The organism is Arthrobacter sp. MYb214 (assembly GCF_002979865.1).
Lineage (GTDB): Bacteria > Actinomycetota > Actinomycetes > Actinomycetales > Micrococcaceae > Glutamicibacter.
In genome coordinates, this window is record NZ_PCPZ01000002.1 from 301,032 (window position 1) to 320,505 (window position 19,474).

11 protein-coding genes are annotated in these 19,474 nt (G+C 62.1%); 9 read left to right on the top strand and 2 right to left on the bottom strand.

The annotated features are described in order from the left end of the window. Positions 1–73: 73 nt before the first annotated feature. Positions 74–538, bottom strand: coding sequence for a DUF2975 domain-containing protein (locus CQ012_RS07115; RefSeq protein ID WP_105661749.1), 465 nt, complete (start codon positions 536–538; stop codon positions 74–76). Positions 539–727: 189 nt separating this feature from the next. On the opposite strand from CQ012_RS07115, the gene CQ012_RS07120 reads away from it, so the two are divergent. Beyond that, positions 728–1,117 carry a VOC family protein gene (locus tag CQ012_RS07120; protein WP_105657125.1) on the top strand — a complete coding sequence of 130 codons (390 nt, stop codon included), beginning with the start codon at positions 728–730 and terminating at the stop codon, positions 1,115–1,117. A 53-nt stretch (positions 1,118–1,170) separates the two neighbouring features. Here the strand turns inward: CQ012_RS07120 and CQ012_RS07125 are convergent, their stop codons facing one another. After that, positions 1,171–2,838 (bottom strand): DUF885 domain-containing protein, encoded by a 1,668-nt coding sequence (locus CQ012_RS07125; protein WP_105661750.1) that lies wholly within the window; start codon positions 2,836–2,838, stop codon positions 1,171–1,173. Between the two features lie 351 nt (positions 2,839–3,189). Between CQ012_RS07125 and CQ012_RS07130 the strand changes: the two genes are divergently transcribed. From CQ012_RS07130 to CQ012_RS07165, 8 genes are read left to right on the top strand one after another with little or no spacing between them, the layout of a single operon-like run. Further along, the gene (locus CQ012_RS07130) at positions 3,190–9,384 is read left to right on the top strand and encodes an Ig-like domain-containing protein (RefSeq protein WP_105661751.1); all 6,195 of its coding nucleotides are present in this window, start codon (positions 3,190–3,192) and stop codon (positions 9,382–9,384) included. A 49-nt stretch (positions 9,385–9,433) separates the two neighbouring features. Then, positions 9,434–10,444, top strand: coding sequence for an AAA family ATPase (locus CQ012_RS07135; RefSeq protein ID WP_105661752.1), 1,011 nt, complete (start codon positions 9,434–9,436; stop codon positions 10,442–10,444). Continuing rightward, entirely contained in the window at positions 10,444–11,763 is a 1,320-nt protein-coding gene (locus CQ012_RS07140; protein WP_105661753.1) for a DUF58 domain-containing protein, read from the top strand. Before CQ012_RS07135 ends, CQ012_RS07140 begins: the two co-directional genes overlap by 1 nt. Continuing rightward, positions 11,760–14,114, top strand: a complete 2,355-nt coding sequence (locus tag CQ012_RS07145; RefSeq protein ID WP_105661754.1) for a DUF4129 domain-containing transglutaminase family protein — start codon at positions 11,760–11,762, stop codon at positions 14,112–14,114. Before CQ012_RS07140 ends, CQ012_RS07145 begins: the two co-directional genes overlap by 4 nt. Continuing rightward, positions 14,105–15,202 (top strand): RDD family protein, encoded by a 1,098-nt coding sequence (locus tag CQ012_RS07150; protein ID WP_105657131.1) that lies wholly within the window; start codon positions 14,105–14,107, stop codon positions 15,200–15,202. Before CQ012_RS07145 ends, CQ012_RS07150 begins: the two co-directional genes overlap by 10 nt. Continuing rightward, entirely contained in the window at positions 15,199–16,023 is an 825-nt protein-coding gene (locus CQ012_RS07155) for a PP2C family protein-serine/threonine phosphatase (protein WP_105657132.1), read from the top strand. Before CQ012_RS07150 ends, CQ012_RS07155 begins: the two co-directional genes overlap by 4 nt. Continuing rightward, entirely contained in the window at positions 16,020–17,918 is a 1,899-nt protein-coding gene (locus CQ012_RS07160; RefSeq protein WP_105661755.1) for an FHA domain-containing protein, read from the top strand. Before CQ012_RS07155 ends, CQ012_RS07160 begins: the two co-directional genes overlap by 4 nt. Beyond that, positions 17,915–19,474 (top strand): serine/threonine-protein kinase, encoded by a 1,560-nt coding sequence (locus tag CQ012_RS07165; RefSeq protein ID WP_105657134.1) that lies wholly within the window; start codon positions 17,915–17,917, stop codon positions 19,472–19,474. The genes CQ012_RS07160 and CQ012_RS07165 overlap by 4 nt, the downstream gene beginning before the upstream one ends.

Here is a 19,474-nt window from a genome sequence, read left to right on the forward strand (position 1 = left end):
TGGGAATTTTTGGCTCCGTGCCATTGTTGCTGGACTAATCGCCGTGACTGTGCTTGAAGAAGCATCGCTCACTTCACGCAGTTTGCTTTCGTATCCTGGACGCGAGCATGCCGCGCAGGGCGACCAGCAAGCAAGTGGCAGTTCCTCCCAGTGCCGCCCCGCCGGCAACGGCAAGGACGACACCGGGACCGTCAGCGCCGATAAACCCCAAGAGGTGAATTCCGAGTCCCAGGACCAGCAGGGTTGCTGCAGCGGCGGCGCAACTGGCGATGCTGAACCAGTGCAGTGAGCTGGCCTGGTAGAAGGTTCGGCGCCGAAGCTTCGATATGAGGATCCAAAAACAAATGAGGACAATCTGCAGGCAAGCAAGCCCGGCCGTCACTGCGCACCGGTACGGGGTCGCCAGATGGGCCACTTCGGGATGAATGTAGATGGTCTCCTCGATGAACATCGGCAAAATCAGCACTTGGCCAAGGAGCACCCCGAGGAAGATTGCGATGAGCGCGATTCGGGCGGGTAAAACTGCGAGACTGGTCATCTAATGATTTTCGGCTATTATCTATCGTTAATCAATAATTTCTTGTTGTTTTTCCCTGGAATATAGAGCTGGGCTCTTCAGTGCTGCTTCCGTGATCTTGACCTGTCGGAACCATATGGAAAGGTAGAAGCCAGCAAGGCGTGGGAAATCCCTGGTTGCTGCATGGGCCGGAACTGAAAGAAGGAAATAATGCGGGTTTATATCACTAGTGTGTGCGTGGATGATCAGGCGAAAGCTAAAGCGTTCTATACCGAGGTGCTGGGCTTCAAAGTCAAGCACGATATCCCTGTGGGCGAATACAGCTGGCTGACCCTTGTTGCAGCGGACCAGGAGCAAGGTCCTGAAGTGCTTCTGGAGCCTTCAGCACACCCTGCCGTTGGGCCGTACCGTTCAGCACTGAAAGCAGACGGCATCCCGGCAACTTCCTTTGCCGTTGATGATGTCCAGGTGGAATTCGAGCGTCTTAGCTCACTGGGCGTGAAGTTCACGCAAGAACCGACGGATGCCGGACCCGTCGTGGTTGCGACCTTTGATGACACGTGTGGCAATCTGATCCAGATTTCCAGCTACAAGGGATAAAACGAATGGCGGTCCTGCCAATAAGCAGGACCGCCAAGCCGATTTCCTGGAGGCTACTTCACTAGGGCGCGCTTCAAGATATCCAGGCCAACTGAACCGAGCTTCAACGCCGCGGTATGGAATTCCTTGAGCGAGAAGTCCTCGCCCTCGGCGGCCGCGAGATCGTCGCGGATCTGCTCCCAGAGCCGTTGGCCGATCTTGTAGGACGGAGCCTGGCCTGGCCATCCCAAATAGCGGTTGTACTCGAAGTCCAGCTGACCCGTGGACATGTCCAGATTCTTCTCCAGGAACTCATAGCCGTTTTCGGCGTTCCAGGTGCCGGTGCCCCACTGCGCAGGAACTTCCAAGCCCAGGTGAACTCCTATATCAAAGACCACTCGCGCGGCTCGAATGCGTTGCGCATCGAGCATGCCCATGTAATCGCCCGGGTCATCGAGGTAGCCCAGCTGGTGCATGAGGCGTTCGGAGTACAGCGCCCAGCCTTCGCCCTGGCCGGAAACCCAGCACATCAATCGGCGCCAGCTGTTGAGCGTGGAAGCCTGCATTTGGGCTGTACCGATCTGCAGGTGATGGCCGGGAACGCCCTCGTGATAGACGGTGGTGAGCTCGGCCCACGTGGTGAATTCATCTTCTCCAGGCGGAACCGACCACCACATCCGTCCCGGGCGGCTGAAGTCTTCTGATGGGCCGGTGTAGTACACGCCGCCATCCTGGGTCGGAGCGATCATGCATTCGATGCGGTCCATTGGCGCCGGGATGTCAAAGTGCTTGCCCGACAAGTCCGCCATGGCCTGGTCAGCCTTGCCCTGCATCCACTCCCGCAAGGCGTCGGTGCCTGAGAGCTTGCGCGCCGGATCCTCGTTGAGGATCTTCTTGGCTTCCTCGATCGTGGAGCCCGGCTTGATCTGCTGGGCGACGCGCCGCTGCTCGGCGATGATGGCATCGAGTTCGCCGACGCCCCAGGCATAGGTCTCTTCCAAATCCACTGCGGCGCCCAGGAAACGGCGGGACATCAGCGAGTAGTACTCTCGGCCCACCGCGTCTTCGGCCGGTGCCTGTGCCAGGAGTTCATCTTGCAAGTACGCGGTGAGTTTGCGGTAGGCCTTCTTCGCGGCTTCGGCTCCGGCTTCCAGCTGTGCTTGCAAAGTGGTATCCACTGCGGTGCCGGAGGTGGCCAACTGGTCGAAGAATCCGCCATCCTTGGCGTAATCGGTGGTTTGCGTGATCACTATGGACACTTGGCGCTGCGCCGCAACCAGATCATTTGAAGCGGAATCACGCAAAGATGCGATGTAGCCGTCAATCGCAGCCGGAATGTTGGACATTCGCTGGGCGATGAAAGCGTAGTCCTCGGAGGACTCCTGCGGCATCAAATCGATGATTGAGCGGATTTCCTGTGCCGCGCTGGCGATATTGTTCAGCTCGGTGCGCCCGGTGAACAGGATTTCCAGTTCGAGGCTCAATCGCTCGGTCATCGCGTCAAGCGAGACTTCGTCAATTGCGTCGACCGCAGTGGCGTTGGCCAATGCGCCCAAAGTCTCCCGCAGTAAGCTGATCTGCTGGGTGGTGCCAGCAGGGGAGTAGTCGCCATAGGTGGTCTCGTAGCCTGGCAAGCCAAGGGAAACTCCCCATTCCGGGGTCAGTTCAAGGGACTTGGCGAAGAAGGCTTCGGCGATCTGGTCGATTGCCGAAGGCTCGCGGTGCGGTGCAGAGGATGTCATGTAACTAACAGTAGTTGATATGAAAGATTTGTTGAAGACTTTTGCGCAGGTTCGTTCTGAACTGCTTCCGCGGTCGTCTAGCAGGTGCTTCCAGGCGCGGGTTATGCCGCTGGACCTGCCGAAAAGGAATCAAAGGGCATCTGCGGTCGCATAGGCGGTTCCCGCTGATGAAGATGAAGCACGCGAATTGTATTGCGTTGATGAATCGCCCAGTCAGTGCCCATGGGGAGAACTCTCCATGGCGGAGGTTTTGTCAGTTCGTTAGAATTGGAGGGCGTTGAGTCTGGCTATGGGGAATAAGGCCGGATTCTGGCGCACACTCGTACCAGCAAACCAAGGACTGACCTCTAGATGGCCAAAGCCGCTTCGACCGGATGGACCGGACTGCTCAAAAGCACCGGGTTCAAGGTGACTGCGATCCCAGTCGTGGCGGCCCTTGCCGTCACCGGCGCCATTATCTATCCGGGCTTCGAAACAGCTGACGTGGAACTCAACGACGGTGGTGTCTGGGTAGTCAATCAGTCCGAAGGCAAGATCGGGCATGTCAACTACCAGTCGCGCACCATCGACGGTGGCGTTGCCACCCCGCTGGCCAACTATGACCTGGTGCAGCATGAAGAAAGCGTGCTGGTACGCAACCTGGAACAGGCCTCGCTGACCACTATTGACCCCGCGATGGTGCAATTTGCTGGCGATAACAACCTGCCAGCCAACTCATCCTTCTCCTTCGGTGCGTCCGTTGTCGCCGTCACCGACGCGGAACACGGAACTGTCCAGGCCAGCAACCTCGAACAGATTGCCGATTTCAAGGGCGAAGGCGCCGAACCGCTGATCGAGTCCAAGGGCGAAGTCGCCGCCGTGGTTGGCGCCGACGACACCATCTGGGCCGCTGACCTCGGCGCAGGAACCCTTTCCAGCTTCACCCTGGACGACGACGGGAAAGCCGAACTCGCCCAGGAATTCGAAATTCCGGAACTGGCCGAGATGAAGGAGCCGCAGCTTTCGGCCGTCGGCAAGATCGGCGTGGTCTTCGATGAAGCCACCGGCGAACTGGTCACCTCGGAGGGCAACTCCGCAATTCTCGAGAATCCTGCCAACGCCCGGATCCAGTCTCCGGGCCCGGAAGCCGAGAACATTGCTGTGGCCCTGGACCAGTCGCTGGCAACGGTGAGCCTGTCCGGCAAAGCCACCAACTATGAGCAGCTGGAAACCGCTGGCACCCCTATCCAGCCGGTGCGCGTGGGAACGTGCACCTACGCGGCCTGGCAGACCAGTGGCGAGTATCTGCGCTTCTGCGATGACCCGGCACATAACCAGAGCACCGCAATTCCGGAAATGCCAGAAGGCGCTGAACTGGCGTTCCGCGTCAACCGGGACGTGGTCGTGCTCAACGACGTGCATTCGGGGCAAGTCTGGTTGGCCAATGAAGGCATGGAAATCGTCAGCAACTGGAGTGATCTGGAACCGCCTGCTGGCAAGGGCGAAGCCAAGGAAGAAGAAACCAAGGAAATCACCGACGCCATCGAGCTGCCTAACCGCACCGAGGAAAACAAGAAGCCGATCGCCGAGGACGACAGCTATTCGGTACGCCCCGGCCGCACCACCTTGCTGCCGGTGCTCTATAACGACGTGGATCCGGACGGCGATTTGCTGACCGCGAACCTGGAAGGCGCTGCGCCCTCGGTAGGTGCCGTGCAGCCGGTCCATGACGGCACCGGATTCCAGATTGTGGTCCCCGAAGATGCCAGGGGCGGCGCGAGTTTTTCCTACACCACCAAAGACGGCCGCGGGGGACAGGACACCGCGACCGTCAAGCTGAACGTGGTGGACGATGAAACCAACAAGGCTCCGGAACAAAAGCGCACCACCGTGCTGCGCGTGCAGCAGGGCGAGTCAGTCAGCCACAACGTGCTCGCTGACTGGACCGACGCGGAAGGCGATGACCTCCGCTTGCTCGGTGGAACCTCCGATGGCGATGACGTGATCCGCGTCCAACCCGATGGCACCTTGACCTTCCAGGATGACGGAAAGAAGCTGGGGCAAAAGGAATTGGCCATCCAGGTTTCCGACGGGCAGGAGGGCACCAAGGGCCGGGTACTGATCGAGGTCTTGGCCGACGCCACCGTGAAACCGGTGACCGCGACCGATCATGTGGTGGCCAATATCAATGAATCCGCCAGTTTCTCCCCGCTGGACAATGACACTGATCCCAGCGGAGACGGACTGCGGCTGGCCGGGGTGGATGATGTTCCCGGGTTGGAAATCAAAACCAACGCACAGACCGGAACCGTGACCGCGCGCGCCGAACGCGCCGGAACCTACTACGTTGAATACATGGCCACCAACGGCCCGGCCAGCGCCCCGGGCCTGGCCCGCATCGATATCAAGAAGCCGGAAGAAAATGCCGAGGATCCGATCGCGGTACGCGATGTCGCCTTGCTGCCTGCCGGCCAGGATGTACTGGTCAACGTGCTGGGCAACGACACCGACCCGGCCGGTGGCGTACTGGTGGTAACCGGCGTGCAGACCGCCAGCGACAAGCCGTTCTCCACCTCCGTAGAACGCAATACCTTTGTCCGCATCACCGACGTGCGCGGCCTCACCGACCCGACCACCATTAGCTACACCGTGTCCAATGGCTCTCGTGAAGCGACCGGTTCCATCCGCGTGATTCCGATTCCGGCACCACCACGCATGGATCCGCCGCAGGCCAACCCGGACACCGTCACCGTCCGCGAGAACGACGTGGCCACCGTCAAGGTTCTGGAAAACGACATCCACCCGAACGGCGGAGAGCTGCTCTTGCGTCCCGAGCTGGAAGAAGCTGATGATCTGGGAGAAGGGTCCCTGATCTCGGTTGCCGACGAAACGATTCGATTCCGCGCCGGCGACTTTGGCGGCAAGGCCAAGCAGGTTTCCGCGGTCTACACCGTGGCAGGACCTGATGGCCAGGAAACCAGCGCCAGCGTCACCTTCAACGTCCTGCCCGAGGCAGAAGCCAATGACCTGGAAAAGAACACCCCGCCGAACCCGGAACCAGTCACCGGGCGGGTCTTCGCCGGCTCCAGCACCAACGTGCTGATCCCGATTGACGCTATCGACCCCGATGGCGACTCGGTCTCCCTCGTGCAATTCGGCGATTCCCCGCGCATGGGCACCGCGAAGATCCGCGGGGCCTCCATCGACTACACGGCCAACCCCGATGCCTCGGGCACCGATGAATTCAGCTACGTGGTGGAAGACCGTTTGGGTGCCCGCGCCACCGGCACGATCAAGATCGGCGTGGCACCGCTTGCCGAATCGAATAATTCCCCGGTTGCCGTCAACGACTTCTTGACCGTGCGCCCCAACCGCCCGGTGGCGGTGGACGTGATGGACAACGACACCGACCCGGATGGCGACCCGATCGCCTTGATGAGCGAAGTCTCCACCGAAGCCAGCATGGAGGTGGAAGTCATTGACGGCCGCGTCACCCTGACCTCGCCCCCGGAAGACGGCAACGTTTCGGTGCGCTACATGATTTCCGACGGCCGCGGCGGCACCGCGGCGGGCACGCTGAGCATCAAGTCCGATCCAGAGGCCCAGCTGCTGGCGCCCATTGCCCGCGATGACCGGGTTTCCTTGGAAGAAGTCATCGGCGATGAACAAGTGACCGTAGATATCTTGCGCAATGACGAGGACCCGGATGGCAGCTCCAGCGAATTGGAGATCAGCTTGCCGGATAACCCGCCTACTGCCCAAGTCACCGAAGATGGCCTGGTCGTCACCGCCACCGAGGACGCGCAGATCATTGCCTACACGCTGACCGACCCCGACGAACTGGCGTCCACTGCCTTCGTCCATGTGCCAGGCACCGCTGGAGCGCGGCCAATCCTGCGCAGCGGGCTGAATCTGCAGGTCGAGGCGGGACAGGTCCTGCCACTGAACCTGGATGACCTGGTCCTCGTCCGCGAGGGCCGCACCCCGCGCTTGACCACCGAAGAGTCGGTGGCCTCGATGCCGCAGAACGACGGCGAGCTGGTCAAGTCCGCCACAGAACTGTCCTTCCGTGCACCGGTTGATTTCGACGGCTCGGCTACCGTCAGCTTCGAAGTCACCGACGGCACCGGCCCCGACGATGAAATGGGCCTGAAGTCCAAGCTGACCCTGCCAATCAATGTCACCCCGGCTCCACGCCAGGATGATCCCGACGAGCGCCAGAACCAGAACGAAGAAGGCCAGCCGGAGGAGGAAGAGCCAGAGGAAGAGGAAGAAGAGCAGCCGCAGGAGGAGAACTTCGCTCCGACCCTGCAGGCCAATGCCTTGGCCGTGGGCCAGGGCGAGGAGCCAGCCTTCCTGGACCTGCGCATGGCCGCCAACGATGCCAATGAAGACGACGTTCCGAAGTTGAAGTTCGCCATCTCTTCGGTGGATATCCAAGGTGTCCAGGCCGAACTGGTCGAAGAGCATAACCTGAAGGTCAGCGCCGGAGCTTCGACCCCGAAGGGCACCACCGGTACCGTCACCGTCACGGTCAGCGACGGTGTGAACCCGCCGGTTCCGGCCGCCATGAACATCACCGTGACCGGCTCGGTCCGCGAGCTGCCGGTAGCTGTGGCCGATAACGTGGCCGATGCGGCCCAGGGCAAGACCGAAGTGGTCGATGTGCTGGCCAACGACCACAACCCGTACGCGGATGAAGGCCCGCTGCGCCTGATCAACGCCCGCGCCCTGGAAGACACCGGGGAAGTGGAAACGAGCGGCGACAAGGTATCCATCACCCCGAAGGACAACTTCGTGGGCACCATGCGGGTGGAATACACCATTGGCGATGTCACCGAAGACGTGGCACGCAACGTCATCGGTACCGTGACGCTGAACGTCAAGGGCGCCCCGGAAGCCCCGGGCCTGCCACGCGTCCAGTCCACCGGGGATGAGAAGGCTGTGCTGCAGTGGGATCCACCGGCCAACAACGGCTCGCAGATCACCCACTACACCGTGACCGGCGGCGGGCACACCCAGCGGTGCGCCACCACCACCTGCACCATCACCCCGCTGGCCAACGACACCGTATACAACTTCACGGTGACCGCCGCCAACGAGATCGGCCAGTCCCCGGCCTCGGCGCCGTCAGCCGATGCCCGACCGGACGTGGAACCCGAACAGCCGGCCGCCCCGACCGGCACCGACGGCGACCAGCAGGCGGCCTTCAAGTGGACTGCCCCCGCCAGCCGGGGTTCGGCCATCCAGAGCTACACCTTGGAGATCTCCCCGGCACCGGCCAACGGCGTCACCCAGGTCACCGGCATTACCGGCACTTCCTATACCTGGAAGGGCCTGAAGAACGGCACCGATTACCAGGTCCGCGTGCGTGCGGTGAACAAGGCGTCCAAGCCATCGGCCTTCAGCGCCTACTCGGCAGCCGTGACCCCGGCTGGCAAGCCGTTCAAGCCGTCCGCCCCCACCGCGGCCCGCAAGGAATCCGCGGTGGATGGCGGCGTGGTCAACGTCGCCTGGAACGCACCGGGCACCAATGGAGCACCGATCACCGGCTATGCCCTGCGCGTCTACAAGTCCGGAACCCTGGAGAAGACCATTGGCTCCATTGCGGCCAATCAGACCAGCCAGTCGGTCACCGGCCTGAGCACCTCGGGTTCCTACACCTTCACCATCGCGGCAACCAACCGCAAGGGCAGCTCGGAACAGAGCTCGAATTCGGTGGCGGTGACCCCGTACGGGCGTCCAAAGGCCGTGTCCAGCGTGAGCGCCAAGGCCACCGGCGCCAATCGCATGGTGCAACTGGGCTTCCAGGCTCCTGCGGCCAACGGCTCGAAGATCACCGGATACCAGTACTCCGCCGATGGCGGAGGGTGGCAGTCCTTCGGCGGCCCCGGCTCGGTGATCGACACCGGTTCCAACGGCACCGCGCATACCTGGCGCGTGCGTGCCTTGAATGCTGCCGGCCCGGGAGACCCCAGCCCGGCCAGCAACCAGACCAGCGCCTACGGTCCGCTGCGCGATAACGCGAAGATTTCCTCGTCGCATGGCGATAACTGGATTTCCTTCAGCTGGAATACAGCCGCCGGCGAATCCAACGGACGCAAGGTCACCCAGACGGTAGCCATTGACGGGTCTAACACGGCTAACGACGGTACGGAGAAGGTCAGCAACCTGGGCTACTCCACCAGCCGCACCCTTAAGATCGTGGCCACGGATACCGAAGGCCAGAGCAAGTCCTGGTCCAAAACGGATCAGACCAATCCTAAGCCGGCCCGTTCGGTGAAGCTGTCCGAAGGACCGTTGTACAACGGCTACGCGAACTCCACCTGCCCGCCGAACTGCTACAAGTACCACGTGGAGCTCTACGACTTCGACCCGGGCACCCACACCTACCTGGCGCAGTGCTACCACTCCAAGGGAATGTTCTCGGATAATTACGTGACCTTCAACGTCGACGGCAATGGCCGGGCCTCCAAGGACTTGCCATGCGTGATCGAATCGGGATATGCCCAGCCGTACTTCGCGAAAATCGACGGCACGGAATCCGACCGGGTTAATTTCAGATAAGCGCGGCATCGGCCGAGCATCAAGACGTACAGAAAGAACAAACACTGCCATGACCATGAGCACCGAGCAGGCCAACTGGTTCTGCGATACCTTCGCCAAATTGGTGTCCAATGTCGGACTGTCCGTGCTGGGCAAGGACCAGGCCATCAAGCTGGTGCTAACTGCCATGCTCACCGAAGGGCACGTGCTGCTCGAAGACGCACCGGGCACCGGCAAGACCATGCTGGCCCGCTCGCTGGCCGCCACGGTGCGGGGCAGCAACTCGCGCATCCAATTCACCCCGGACCTGTTGCCCTCGGACGTCACCGGCATCACCATCTACGACCAGCGCAGCGGGCAGTTCGACTTCCACCATGGACCGATCTTCGCCAACCTCGTGCTGGCCGATGAGATCAACCGCGCGTCTCCAAAGACCCAGTCGGCGTTGCTGGAAGTCATGGAAGAAGGGCGGGTCACCGTCGATGGCACCACCTACCCGCAGGCTCGCCCGTTCATGGTGATTGCCACCCAGAACCCGATCGAGCAGGCCGGTACCTACCGGCTGCCCGAAGCCCAGCTGGACCGTTTCCTGATCAAGACCTCCATCGGGTATCCGGACCGGGAAGCCACCGTGGCGCTGCTTTCGGGCAGTACCCAGCGTGACCGCTCGACCGCGCTGAGCGCCATCATCACTACCGAAGCAGTGGTGGAAATGGCCGAGCTGGCAACCACCGTGCATGTGGACACCGCCGTGCTGGAGTACGTCGCGGCGCTGTGCGAAGCGACCCGCGAAGTTCCGGAAACCCGTTTGGGAGTTTCGGTCCGCGGAGCCCTGGCGATGGTGCGCGCGGCCAAGGTGTGGGCTGCCAGCCAGGGACGGAACTACGTGCTGCCGGATGACATCAAGGAATTGGCGCCCTATATCTTCACCCATCGCCTGGTGCTGGACCCGGAAGCGGAATTCACCGGCACCACCTCCGCCCAGGTCATCACCTCGGTGCTGCGCAAGGTCCCGGCCCCAACCCGCCGTGGCAATGAAGACTCCGCTCCGGCCGCCGGCAAGGACCAGGACGAGCATTAATGAGCAGACGAGCTAAGCGTTCTGCACGGAGCACCAGGCTGAATCGCAGGGCCGAAATGTCGCTGACCATGGCCAGCGAAGCAATGCAGGTGCTGCGCGAATACCTGCGCCCTGCAACAGCGCGGGTCAAGGAATTCAGCACCCGTTTCCTCGCACCGGTCACCACGGTCATTTCGCCGCTGGGCTTCGTGCTGCTGGGTACAGCGATTCTCCTGTGGATCCTGGGCGCCAGTTTCGGCTGGCAGGAGGCCCTGCTCGGCGCCTTCATGGCCACCTTGCTGCTGCTGGCTTCCGTGGGATTCATCCTGGGCCGCAATGATTTCAGCGTGGACCTGGACCTGCACCGCACCCGTGTCGCTGTGGGGGACCGCGCCGTTGGCGCCCTGCAGGTGGCCAACCAGGCCTCGCGCAGCGCAGCGCCGGTGATGATGGAACTTCCGGTAGGCCATGGTGCCGCCCAGTTCCGGATCCCGCGCCTGGAGCCGCAAGGAACGCACGAAGACCTGTTCACCATCCCGACCCAGCGCCGCCAGGTGCTGGAGGTGGGGCCGGTCCGCTCGGTCCGCCAGGACCCCTTCGCCATTCTGCGCCGGCAGGTGAAATGGACCGACCGCTACGAGCTGTTCATCCATCCGCGCACCACCGCGCTCGATGGCTCCTCTGCTGGTTTCATCCGCGACCTCGAAGGCATGCCCACTTCGGATCTCTCGAACTCCGATGTGTCCTTCCACGCCCTGCGCGAATACCAGGCAGGAGACGACCGCCGCCATATCCACTGGAAGTCAACGGCGCGTACCGGTGAATTGATGGTCCGCCAGTTCGAAGAGACCCGGCGTTCGCACCTGGCACTGAGCCTGAGCACCAATCTGGACGAGTACTGCGAGGCGCACGCAGAGGAAGATTTCGAACTGGCTATTTCGGTCGCTGCCTCCATCGGGCAGCAGGCAGTGGCGGAACAGCGCAAGCTGGCCATCGTGACCCAGCAAGGTCCGGTGCGCACCGACAGCGGCCGCATGATGATGGACTCGCTGACCCGCATCGAAGCAGCCGCTGGCCAGCGCGAGAACCTGGTGCAGGTGGTTCGCCACACCGCCGATATCGTGCCCGGAGCGTCGGTGCTTTTCTTCCTCACCGGCACCAGGACCAGTGCAAAGTCGCTGCGTGAAGCCTGGATGCATGTGCCTGCCGGAGTGCGCGCCATCGCTATCAGGTGCGAGACCGGCATGGAGCCGACGCGCTCGAACATTGGCGAGCTGACGGTACTGAGCCTGGGCAAGCTGGAAGAACTCGGCTTGATGCTGCGAAAGGCCGTGGCATGAAACAGTCTTTGCCCCTCTGGCGCTTCGGCGTTGACGCGATCTGTCTGGGATTGGCCCTGGTCCTTGGTGCCCTGGGTCTCCTGGACGCCTACGGCGCGAGCTTGAACTTCATCCTGGCTGCCGTCGGCGGAATTGTTGCCGGTCTTGCATTGGCCTGGGCCAATGTGCACTTCAAGCTGGGTACTTGGCGGACCATGGCCCTGTTCGCACTGCTGTACCTCGTGCTGGGCACGCCGTTGGCGACTCCACGCGAGGCTGCCTTCGGAATCTTGCCCACCGGGCAATCCCTGCGCACCTTGCTGACCGGCCTGGTCTTCAGCTGGAAAGACATGCTCACCGTGGCGCCACCGGTAGGCTCCTACGGCGGCGTATTGATCGTGGCCTTCCTTTCCGCGCTGCTCACCGCGCTGCTGGCCGGCTTGGTGGCCTGGCATTTGCGCTCGCCGTATTGGACTTTGCTGCCGCTGCTGGCGATGTTCGTGCTGGGTATTGTTTTCGGCACCCGCGACGTGCCGATGCCGATCGCCCGTGGCGTCGCCTTGATTGCGGTATTGGTCGGTTGGCTTGCCTGGCGGCGCTTTATGGACACGCGCATTTCCGGCGGATTCAGCTCGCTGAACCACGAGCAGCTTGACTCCCATGGCGGCCAGCAGATGTTGCTGCGCCGCATCATTGCCGGAGCCCTGGTGCTGGCCGGAGCCGGCGTAGCGACCGCCGCGGCCACTCCGCTGCTGGCCCCCGAAACCCCGCGCCAGGTGTGGCGCGATGCGTTGGAACCACCGGTGGATCTCTACGATTATCCAAGCCCGCTGACGAGTTTCCGCAAGTATGTGAAGACAATGGCTGACGACACCCTGCTGACCGTCAAGGGCTTGCCAAAGGGCGAGCGCATCCGCTTGGCCGCATTGGATTCCTACAACGGCATGGTCATCAACGTGGATCCTTCCGCTGGTGGCAGTTTTGCCCCCGTGGGTGATGCCAGCGATATTCGTTCTGCCCAGACGCTGGAAGGCCGCGAAGCGGCTGAACTTGAAATCTCGATCCAGGACTATGAAGGGGTGTGGGTTCCTTCCGGAGGCAAGCTCATGGGCTTGGATCTGGCCGGCGGTCGTGAAGATGAACTGGCCCGTTCCCTGTTCTACAGCGATACCTCTGAAAGCGCGCTGAGCTCCATTGGCCTGGAGAAGGGCGATGCCTACACGGCTAAGGTGCTCTTCCCCGCCAAGCCGAGCGATGACCAGCTCAATGAACTGGATTTGGCGCAGTTCCGCATGCCAGAGCTGGCCAATGTGCCAGCCACGGCGGGAGCCAAGGCCGCCGAATTCACCGGTACGGCACGCGGCGACCTGCAGCGCGTGCGGAGCATTGAAGCCATGCTTTCCGGAACCGGATTCTTCTCCAACGGCACCGAGGGCCAGGTTCCCTCGCTCTCCGGGCACGGAGCGGGACGTATCACCAGCCTGCTCGATGCCGAGCAGATGATCGGCGATGACGAGCAGTATGCTGTCGCGATGGCGCTGATGGCCCGCGAGCAAGGGATCCCTGCGCGCGTAGTCATGGGTTTCTACCCGGAGGAATACGCGCCGGGGAAAGCCGTTGAAATCAAGGGGTCCGATGTTCATGCCTGGGTGGAGATCGCTTTCGAGGAAATAGGCTGGGTTGCTTTCAACCCGACGCCGAATGAAGACGAGCAGCCCACTCCTCCGGAACAGGAACCCAAGGCTGTGCCGCAGCCGCAGGTGCTGCAACCGCCACCACCGGCGCAGGAAGAAGCGGATTTGCCTCCGCAAACTGCACCGGAGCCGCAGGAAGTCGAAGAGGAACCGAAAACCTTCTGGGAACGCTGGGGCCAGGTCATCATTGTCGCCGGCATTTCGCTGGGTTCGGTGCTGCTTGTGCTCTCGCCGCTGCTGCTGGTTGCCTTGCTGAAGCTGCGCCGCAGGCAGAAGCGTTCTCAAACCGGCAGCGCCGGTGACCGCGTGAGCGGTGGCTGGCAGGAATTGCTCAGCCATGCCACTGACCACCGAATCGCGACTGCCAGCGGTGCGACCCGGCGGGAAAGTGCCGGCGTGCTGGCCGACGGTTTCCCGACGCTGTCCAGCCCGGTGCAGTCGCTGGCGCAGCGTGCGGATGCGGCGAACTTCGAGCATGAAGAACCGACCGAAGAGCAAGTGCGGAAGTACTGGGAGGATGTCATTGCGCAGACCCAGAAGATGCAAGAGCCGCTGGGCTTCTTCGGCAAGATGCGGGTGAAATACTCTCCACGCTCTCTGATACACGAGTTGGCGGCTAAAACGGTCACCACGGCACGAACATTGCAACGGAAAAACAGGAGCAAGCCATGGCGGTAAAAATGGACCTGGTAGATGCCCGAACTGCGCAGCGGCTGCTTTCGTGGCTCGTCGACTTCCTGCCAGTACTGGTCCTCTCGGCTATTTTCCTGCCGATGATCGGATCCAGGATGGTGAACTCGCTGGATGCGCCGCAGATCATGGGCGAGATCGCCGGAACGTACATCCTGTACGGCGTCCTGGCTCTGGCCTACACGGTGTTCTTGTGGTGGTGGGAAGCTGCTGCAGGCAAGAGTCTTGGCAATGTGCTCCTCGGGTTACGCACCGCTACTGTGTCAGGCGAGCGCCCGGGCTGGGGTAAAATCATTATTCGCCGTTTGCTGATAGCCGTCGCGGGTATCGTTCCGATCCTGGGACCGGTGCTGATGGTGATCTCCAACCAATTCGACGCGAACGGCAAGAAGCAGGGATGGCACGATAAGGCGGCCGGGACGCTGGTACTGGATATCAAGGCTGGACGGGATCCGCTGACTACCGGTGGTACCGGGGGACCGGGGTCTTTCGCGCCTGAGCAGCAGTATGCTCCGGGCCGTCGCTTCGTGGGCGAACCAGAAGAAGAGCCCGGCAAGTCCTCGGGAGTCATCGATTCGGTGCCAGGCGCCGTGCGCGCCAATGCGCCTGAGGCGCAGAAAGCAGCTCGTCCCCGTCCTGCCTCGCAGCCTAAGCCGGAGGCGAAGATCGTTGAAGTCCCTTCGTCCAAGTCCGGTGGTGACCCGGATGCAGATCTCGGTCACACGCAGATTCGTTCGCAATCGCCTGATGCCTTGCATCTGCTCTTTGACGATAGCCGGTGCCTTGACCTTGCTGGCAGCATCTTGATCGGACGCAACCCTTCCTACGCAGAGGGCGATGCAGGTGTTCACCTGGTCGCGGTGGATGATCCGGAACGCACCGTCTCCAAAACGCATCTGCTGATCGAGCCGGGCGTAGGCAGTGTCTGGGTTACGGACCGGGATTCGGGCAACGGTTCTTCCATTGTCGATGAAGACGGAAATGTGCGCGAACTTGTCCCGGGCAAGCCGGAGCAGGCAATGATTGGCCATACGGTGTACTTCGGTGACCGCTACTTCCAGGTGGAACGTCCGTGACAGATACTAGCCCGGCAGCCAGCCTCAGATTCAGCCACGGCCAGGCAACGGACCGTGGACTGCGCCGCGCCTTGAACGAGGACAGCTTGCTGGCCTCGGAACGGTTGCTGGCCATTGCCGATGGCATGGGCGGACATGAAGCCGGTGAAATAGCTAGCGCCCTGTGCCTCAAGATCCTGGGTGCGGGATTCCAAGACGCCGGCACCAATCTCGATCCGGAAACCCTGGACGCGCTGCTGCTTGAAGCTGACCGCAGCATTGTGGAGGCAGGCTCCGGCCGAGCCGGAACCACACTCACTGGGGCCGTGCTGATTGATGCAAGGACCTCCAGCGGGCAGGAAGAACAACCCGAACTGCTGGTGTTCAATGTGGGCGACTCGCGCACCTACCTGTGGGCCCAAGGATTGCTGCAACAGGTCAGCATCGATCACTCCGAAGTGCAGGAGCTGATGGATATCGGCCAGCTGGACGCCGCGCAAGCGGCCACCCATCCGCGCCGGCACGTCATCACCCGCGCATTGGGGATCAACGCCAACAGCCAACCCGATTACTGGCTGGTGCCACTAGCAGGGCACGAACGCATTCTGGTCTGCTCAGATGGGCTGAGCAGCGAAGTCGGCGACGCCGCAATCCAGGAGATCCTCACGCGTTTCCCGGATCCGCAGCAGGCGTCCGAGGAACTGGTCCAAGCGGCCATCGACGCCGGAGGACGCGATAATATCAGCGTGATCGTCGCCGACGTGCAGTATGGGCACCCCGATGATGTTGGCATTACAATCCCACGCATATCGACCACGAGCCACCAAGAGGAGAAATCATGAACGGCCTGAGTTACATTCCCGGAGACTGGTACGCCCTGGTGAATAACCAGCACATCGTCCTGCTTCCTGCCAGCGCCAGCGCCGAACAGGTCAACGTTTTGTGGTCCAACCTCGTTGGGAAGACGACGGTGGAAGCACTGCTCTCAGAGCTGTTGCCGCTTTACCAGATGAACATTGCCGAGCTGCCGAACTTCGCTTTGGTTTCCCGGGACAGGGCACCGCATCTGGTCTTGCGGGGAGCCCCAGAATTTACCGCACGGACAGCTGCCGGTGACGAGCTGGTCAGCGGTGCCGGCATTGCGACCTGGACCGAACGCAAACTTGGCGAGTCGAAGTCATGGACTTTGAGCACCGGTTCGGCGAATCCTGAAGCTGCGTTCGCGCTGCCAATTAGCGAAGGCATTGTTCGAGTATCAAGCCTTGAGTGGGGCACCGAAGGGGACGCCGCTGCTGGTGCGCCCGCCGGTGCCGCATCCAAATCACCTGCCACCCCTTCTGCTCCGGCCAAAGCAGCTCCAAGCGTGATGGCGCCTGCCGCCGCTGCGGCCAAGCCTGCTGCGGCTCCGGCAAAGGCGCCAGCGCCAACTGCGGCTAAGCCTGCTGCTGCGCCCGCGCAGGCAAAGGCCCCCGCAGCAACGGCGGCTAAGCCTGCGGCGGCCCCCGCTGTTGCCAAGCCGGCGGCTGCTCCGGCAAAAGCTCCAGCGGCAGCGAAAGAGCCAGCGCCAGCTGCGGCTAAGCCTGCGGCGGCCCCCGCTGTTGCCAAGCCGGCGGCTGCTCCGGCAAAAGCTCCAGCGGCAGCGAAAGAACCAGTGCCAGCTGCGGCTAAGCCTGCGGCGGCGCCCGCGCAGGCAAAGACCCCCGCAGCAACCGCGGCCAAGCCTGCGGCGGTGCCCGCGCAGGCAAAGGCCCCAGCGGCAGCGAAAGAACCAGCGCCAACTGCCGCCAAGCCGGCATCCGACCCGGGCGCCGCCGCGCCGTCCAAAGAAGCAGGAGATCCCAAGGGCCCCGCAGCTGTGTTGGCACGAGCAGCCAAGGCAGCCGACGCGGCCAAGGTATCTGCACAGGGTGCCGGGGATGAGCAGACAGATGGCACGGCAACGAGTTATGCGCTGCCGCCGACCGAAGTCTCGGAAGAAACTCAGGATCCAGCACAATACGAGCAGGAAGCCTACTCGGAGGAACTATCGCTGGGCGGACAGCTGCTGGGCGCCAGAGGTGCAGCAGAGACCGTCTACGATACCGGCCAGGGCGATGATCTGGACACGATTATCAAACCGCGCCCGGGAAGTCCTGCCTCTTCGGCGCGGCCGGTTGAACCAGCCGACGACGAGCACACGATCATCCGCGGCTCCAGTGTTCCGAAATCCAGCGCCGCTTCAGGTTTGGACGCCAAGGACGGCACCGAAAATTCGGTGTCGCTGAATGAATTCATCTTGGCCCGCTCTTGCTCCAAGCGGCATCCCAACCCTCCAACTGCCTCGACCTGCCGGGAATGCGGCGAGCGCCTCACCGGCCAAGCGCAGCAAGTTCGCAAACCGGCCATGGGGCGCATGATTGTCAGCGATCACGGTGGCGCCCGCGAATACGCCCATGAACTGAACCGCTCGGTGATCCTGGGGCGCCAGCCAAGCGCAGCAGCCATCAAATCCGACACCGAACCCCGCCTGCTGAAGGTGGAAAGCCCAAGCGGTGACATCTCCCGCTCGCACCTGCATGTGCGAGTGGAAGGATGGCATGTGCAGCTGGTTGACCTGGGTGCGACTAATGGCACCGTGCTCCTGCGCGAAGGGCAGCGGCCACGGCGCCTGTCCCGGCACCAGGAGATCATGCTGATCAACGGCGATGTTGCTGATCTGGGCGATGGCGTGAGCATACGCTTCGAGGATCTGCCGTGAGCCTGCGGCGCGCGCCAGCTCCGGCACCGCAGATCCCGGGATTCACCTACGTCAAGCCGCTGGGCACGGGCGGATTTTCCGATGTCTACCTGTACGAGCAGCACCGGCCCAACCGCAAGGTGGCGGTGAAGGTGCTGCTGGCGGATGTCAGCGATGAGGAAGCCCGCCAGCGATTCGAGGCGGAAGCCAACTTGATGGCCCAGCTGTCCACCCATCCGTATATTGTCACGATCTACCAAGCGGAGATCACCGAAGACGGACGTTCCTATTTGGCCATGGAGTATTGTTCCCGGCCTTCTTTGGACGTCCGATACCGTCGTGGCGTCCTGAGCATTGATGAAACGCTGTCCCTGGCGATCCAGTTGTGTTCAGCGGTGCATACTGCGCATCTTGCTGGCATTGTGCATCGCGATATCAAGCCGGGAAACGTGCTGACCACCGACTACAACAGGCCGGCGCTGACCGACTTCGGCATCTCGGGAACTATCGGTTCACACACCGCTGGGCTTTCGGTGCCATGGTCCGCACCGGAAGCCTTCGGCGATGGCATGCCTCCGGGTGTGCGCATGGATGTGTACTCGCTCGGTGCCACGATCTATACGATCTTGGCCGGGCATTCGCCATTCGTCCGTCCTGGACAGGATAATTCGCAGGCAGTACTCATTGAGCGGATTTGCAATACGCCGTTGGTGCCGTTGGAACGGCTTGATGTTCCTGAATCATTGAGCCAGGCGCTGGCGGTAGCCATGGCGAAGAACCCGGCGTCGCGATTCGGCTCGGCTGCCGAACTGGCCCGCTCGATGCAACGAATCCAGATCGAGCTGGGCTTCTCGGTCACGCCCTTTGAAGTACTTGAAGAACCTGCAGAAGCGGTTGACGAAGATCACGGCGAGAGCACTCGCGTTCGCAATGTTACTTCGATTAGCGATGCGCAGCGTCCGCTGCCTACCCCACCGATGATTTCCTCCGTTCCCGGGCAACGGCTGCGGCAGGCAGGACCGTCAGTTCCAATACCGCGGCTGGAAATGCCGAAGGATTCCATTTCGGCTCCGGGCCAGCAGAGCGCAGCTCGAGGCGAATCAGGAACGCCGGTGGACGCGCCGGCAGAACCGAAGCCGCGCCAGGGCCTGCCGAAGGTCTTCATCGCAGTGGGCCTTGTGCTATTTCTCCTGGTTGGCGGCGCTGTCATTGCCAACATGTACTTGCCGGACCAAAATGCTGCACAGCGTTCTGGCCCGCCTATTACAGCGACGGACGGGCCCAAGGATGCATTGGTTGGCGGCACTGTGCCGAAGGTGGATAATTTTGCGTACTCCACGGTCGGAGAAACTGTAACTTTCCGTTGGTCCAACCCAGAACCGAATAAGGCAGACCATTACCGGTGGGCTCCAATTACCGCCACGGAAACGGGAGAATACAAGCAGACGATGTCCCCAAGCGCCACTACCGAGATCGGGAAAGGCGGACAAACCTGTATCGAGGTCAAGCTCGTGCGCGATGATGGACGTATCTCGGATGGAGCACGGTTCTGCACCGCCGCAGGTTCAGGAAAGTAG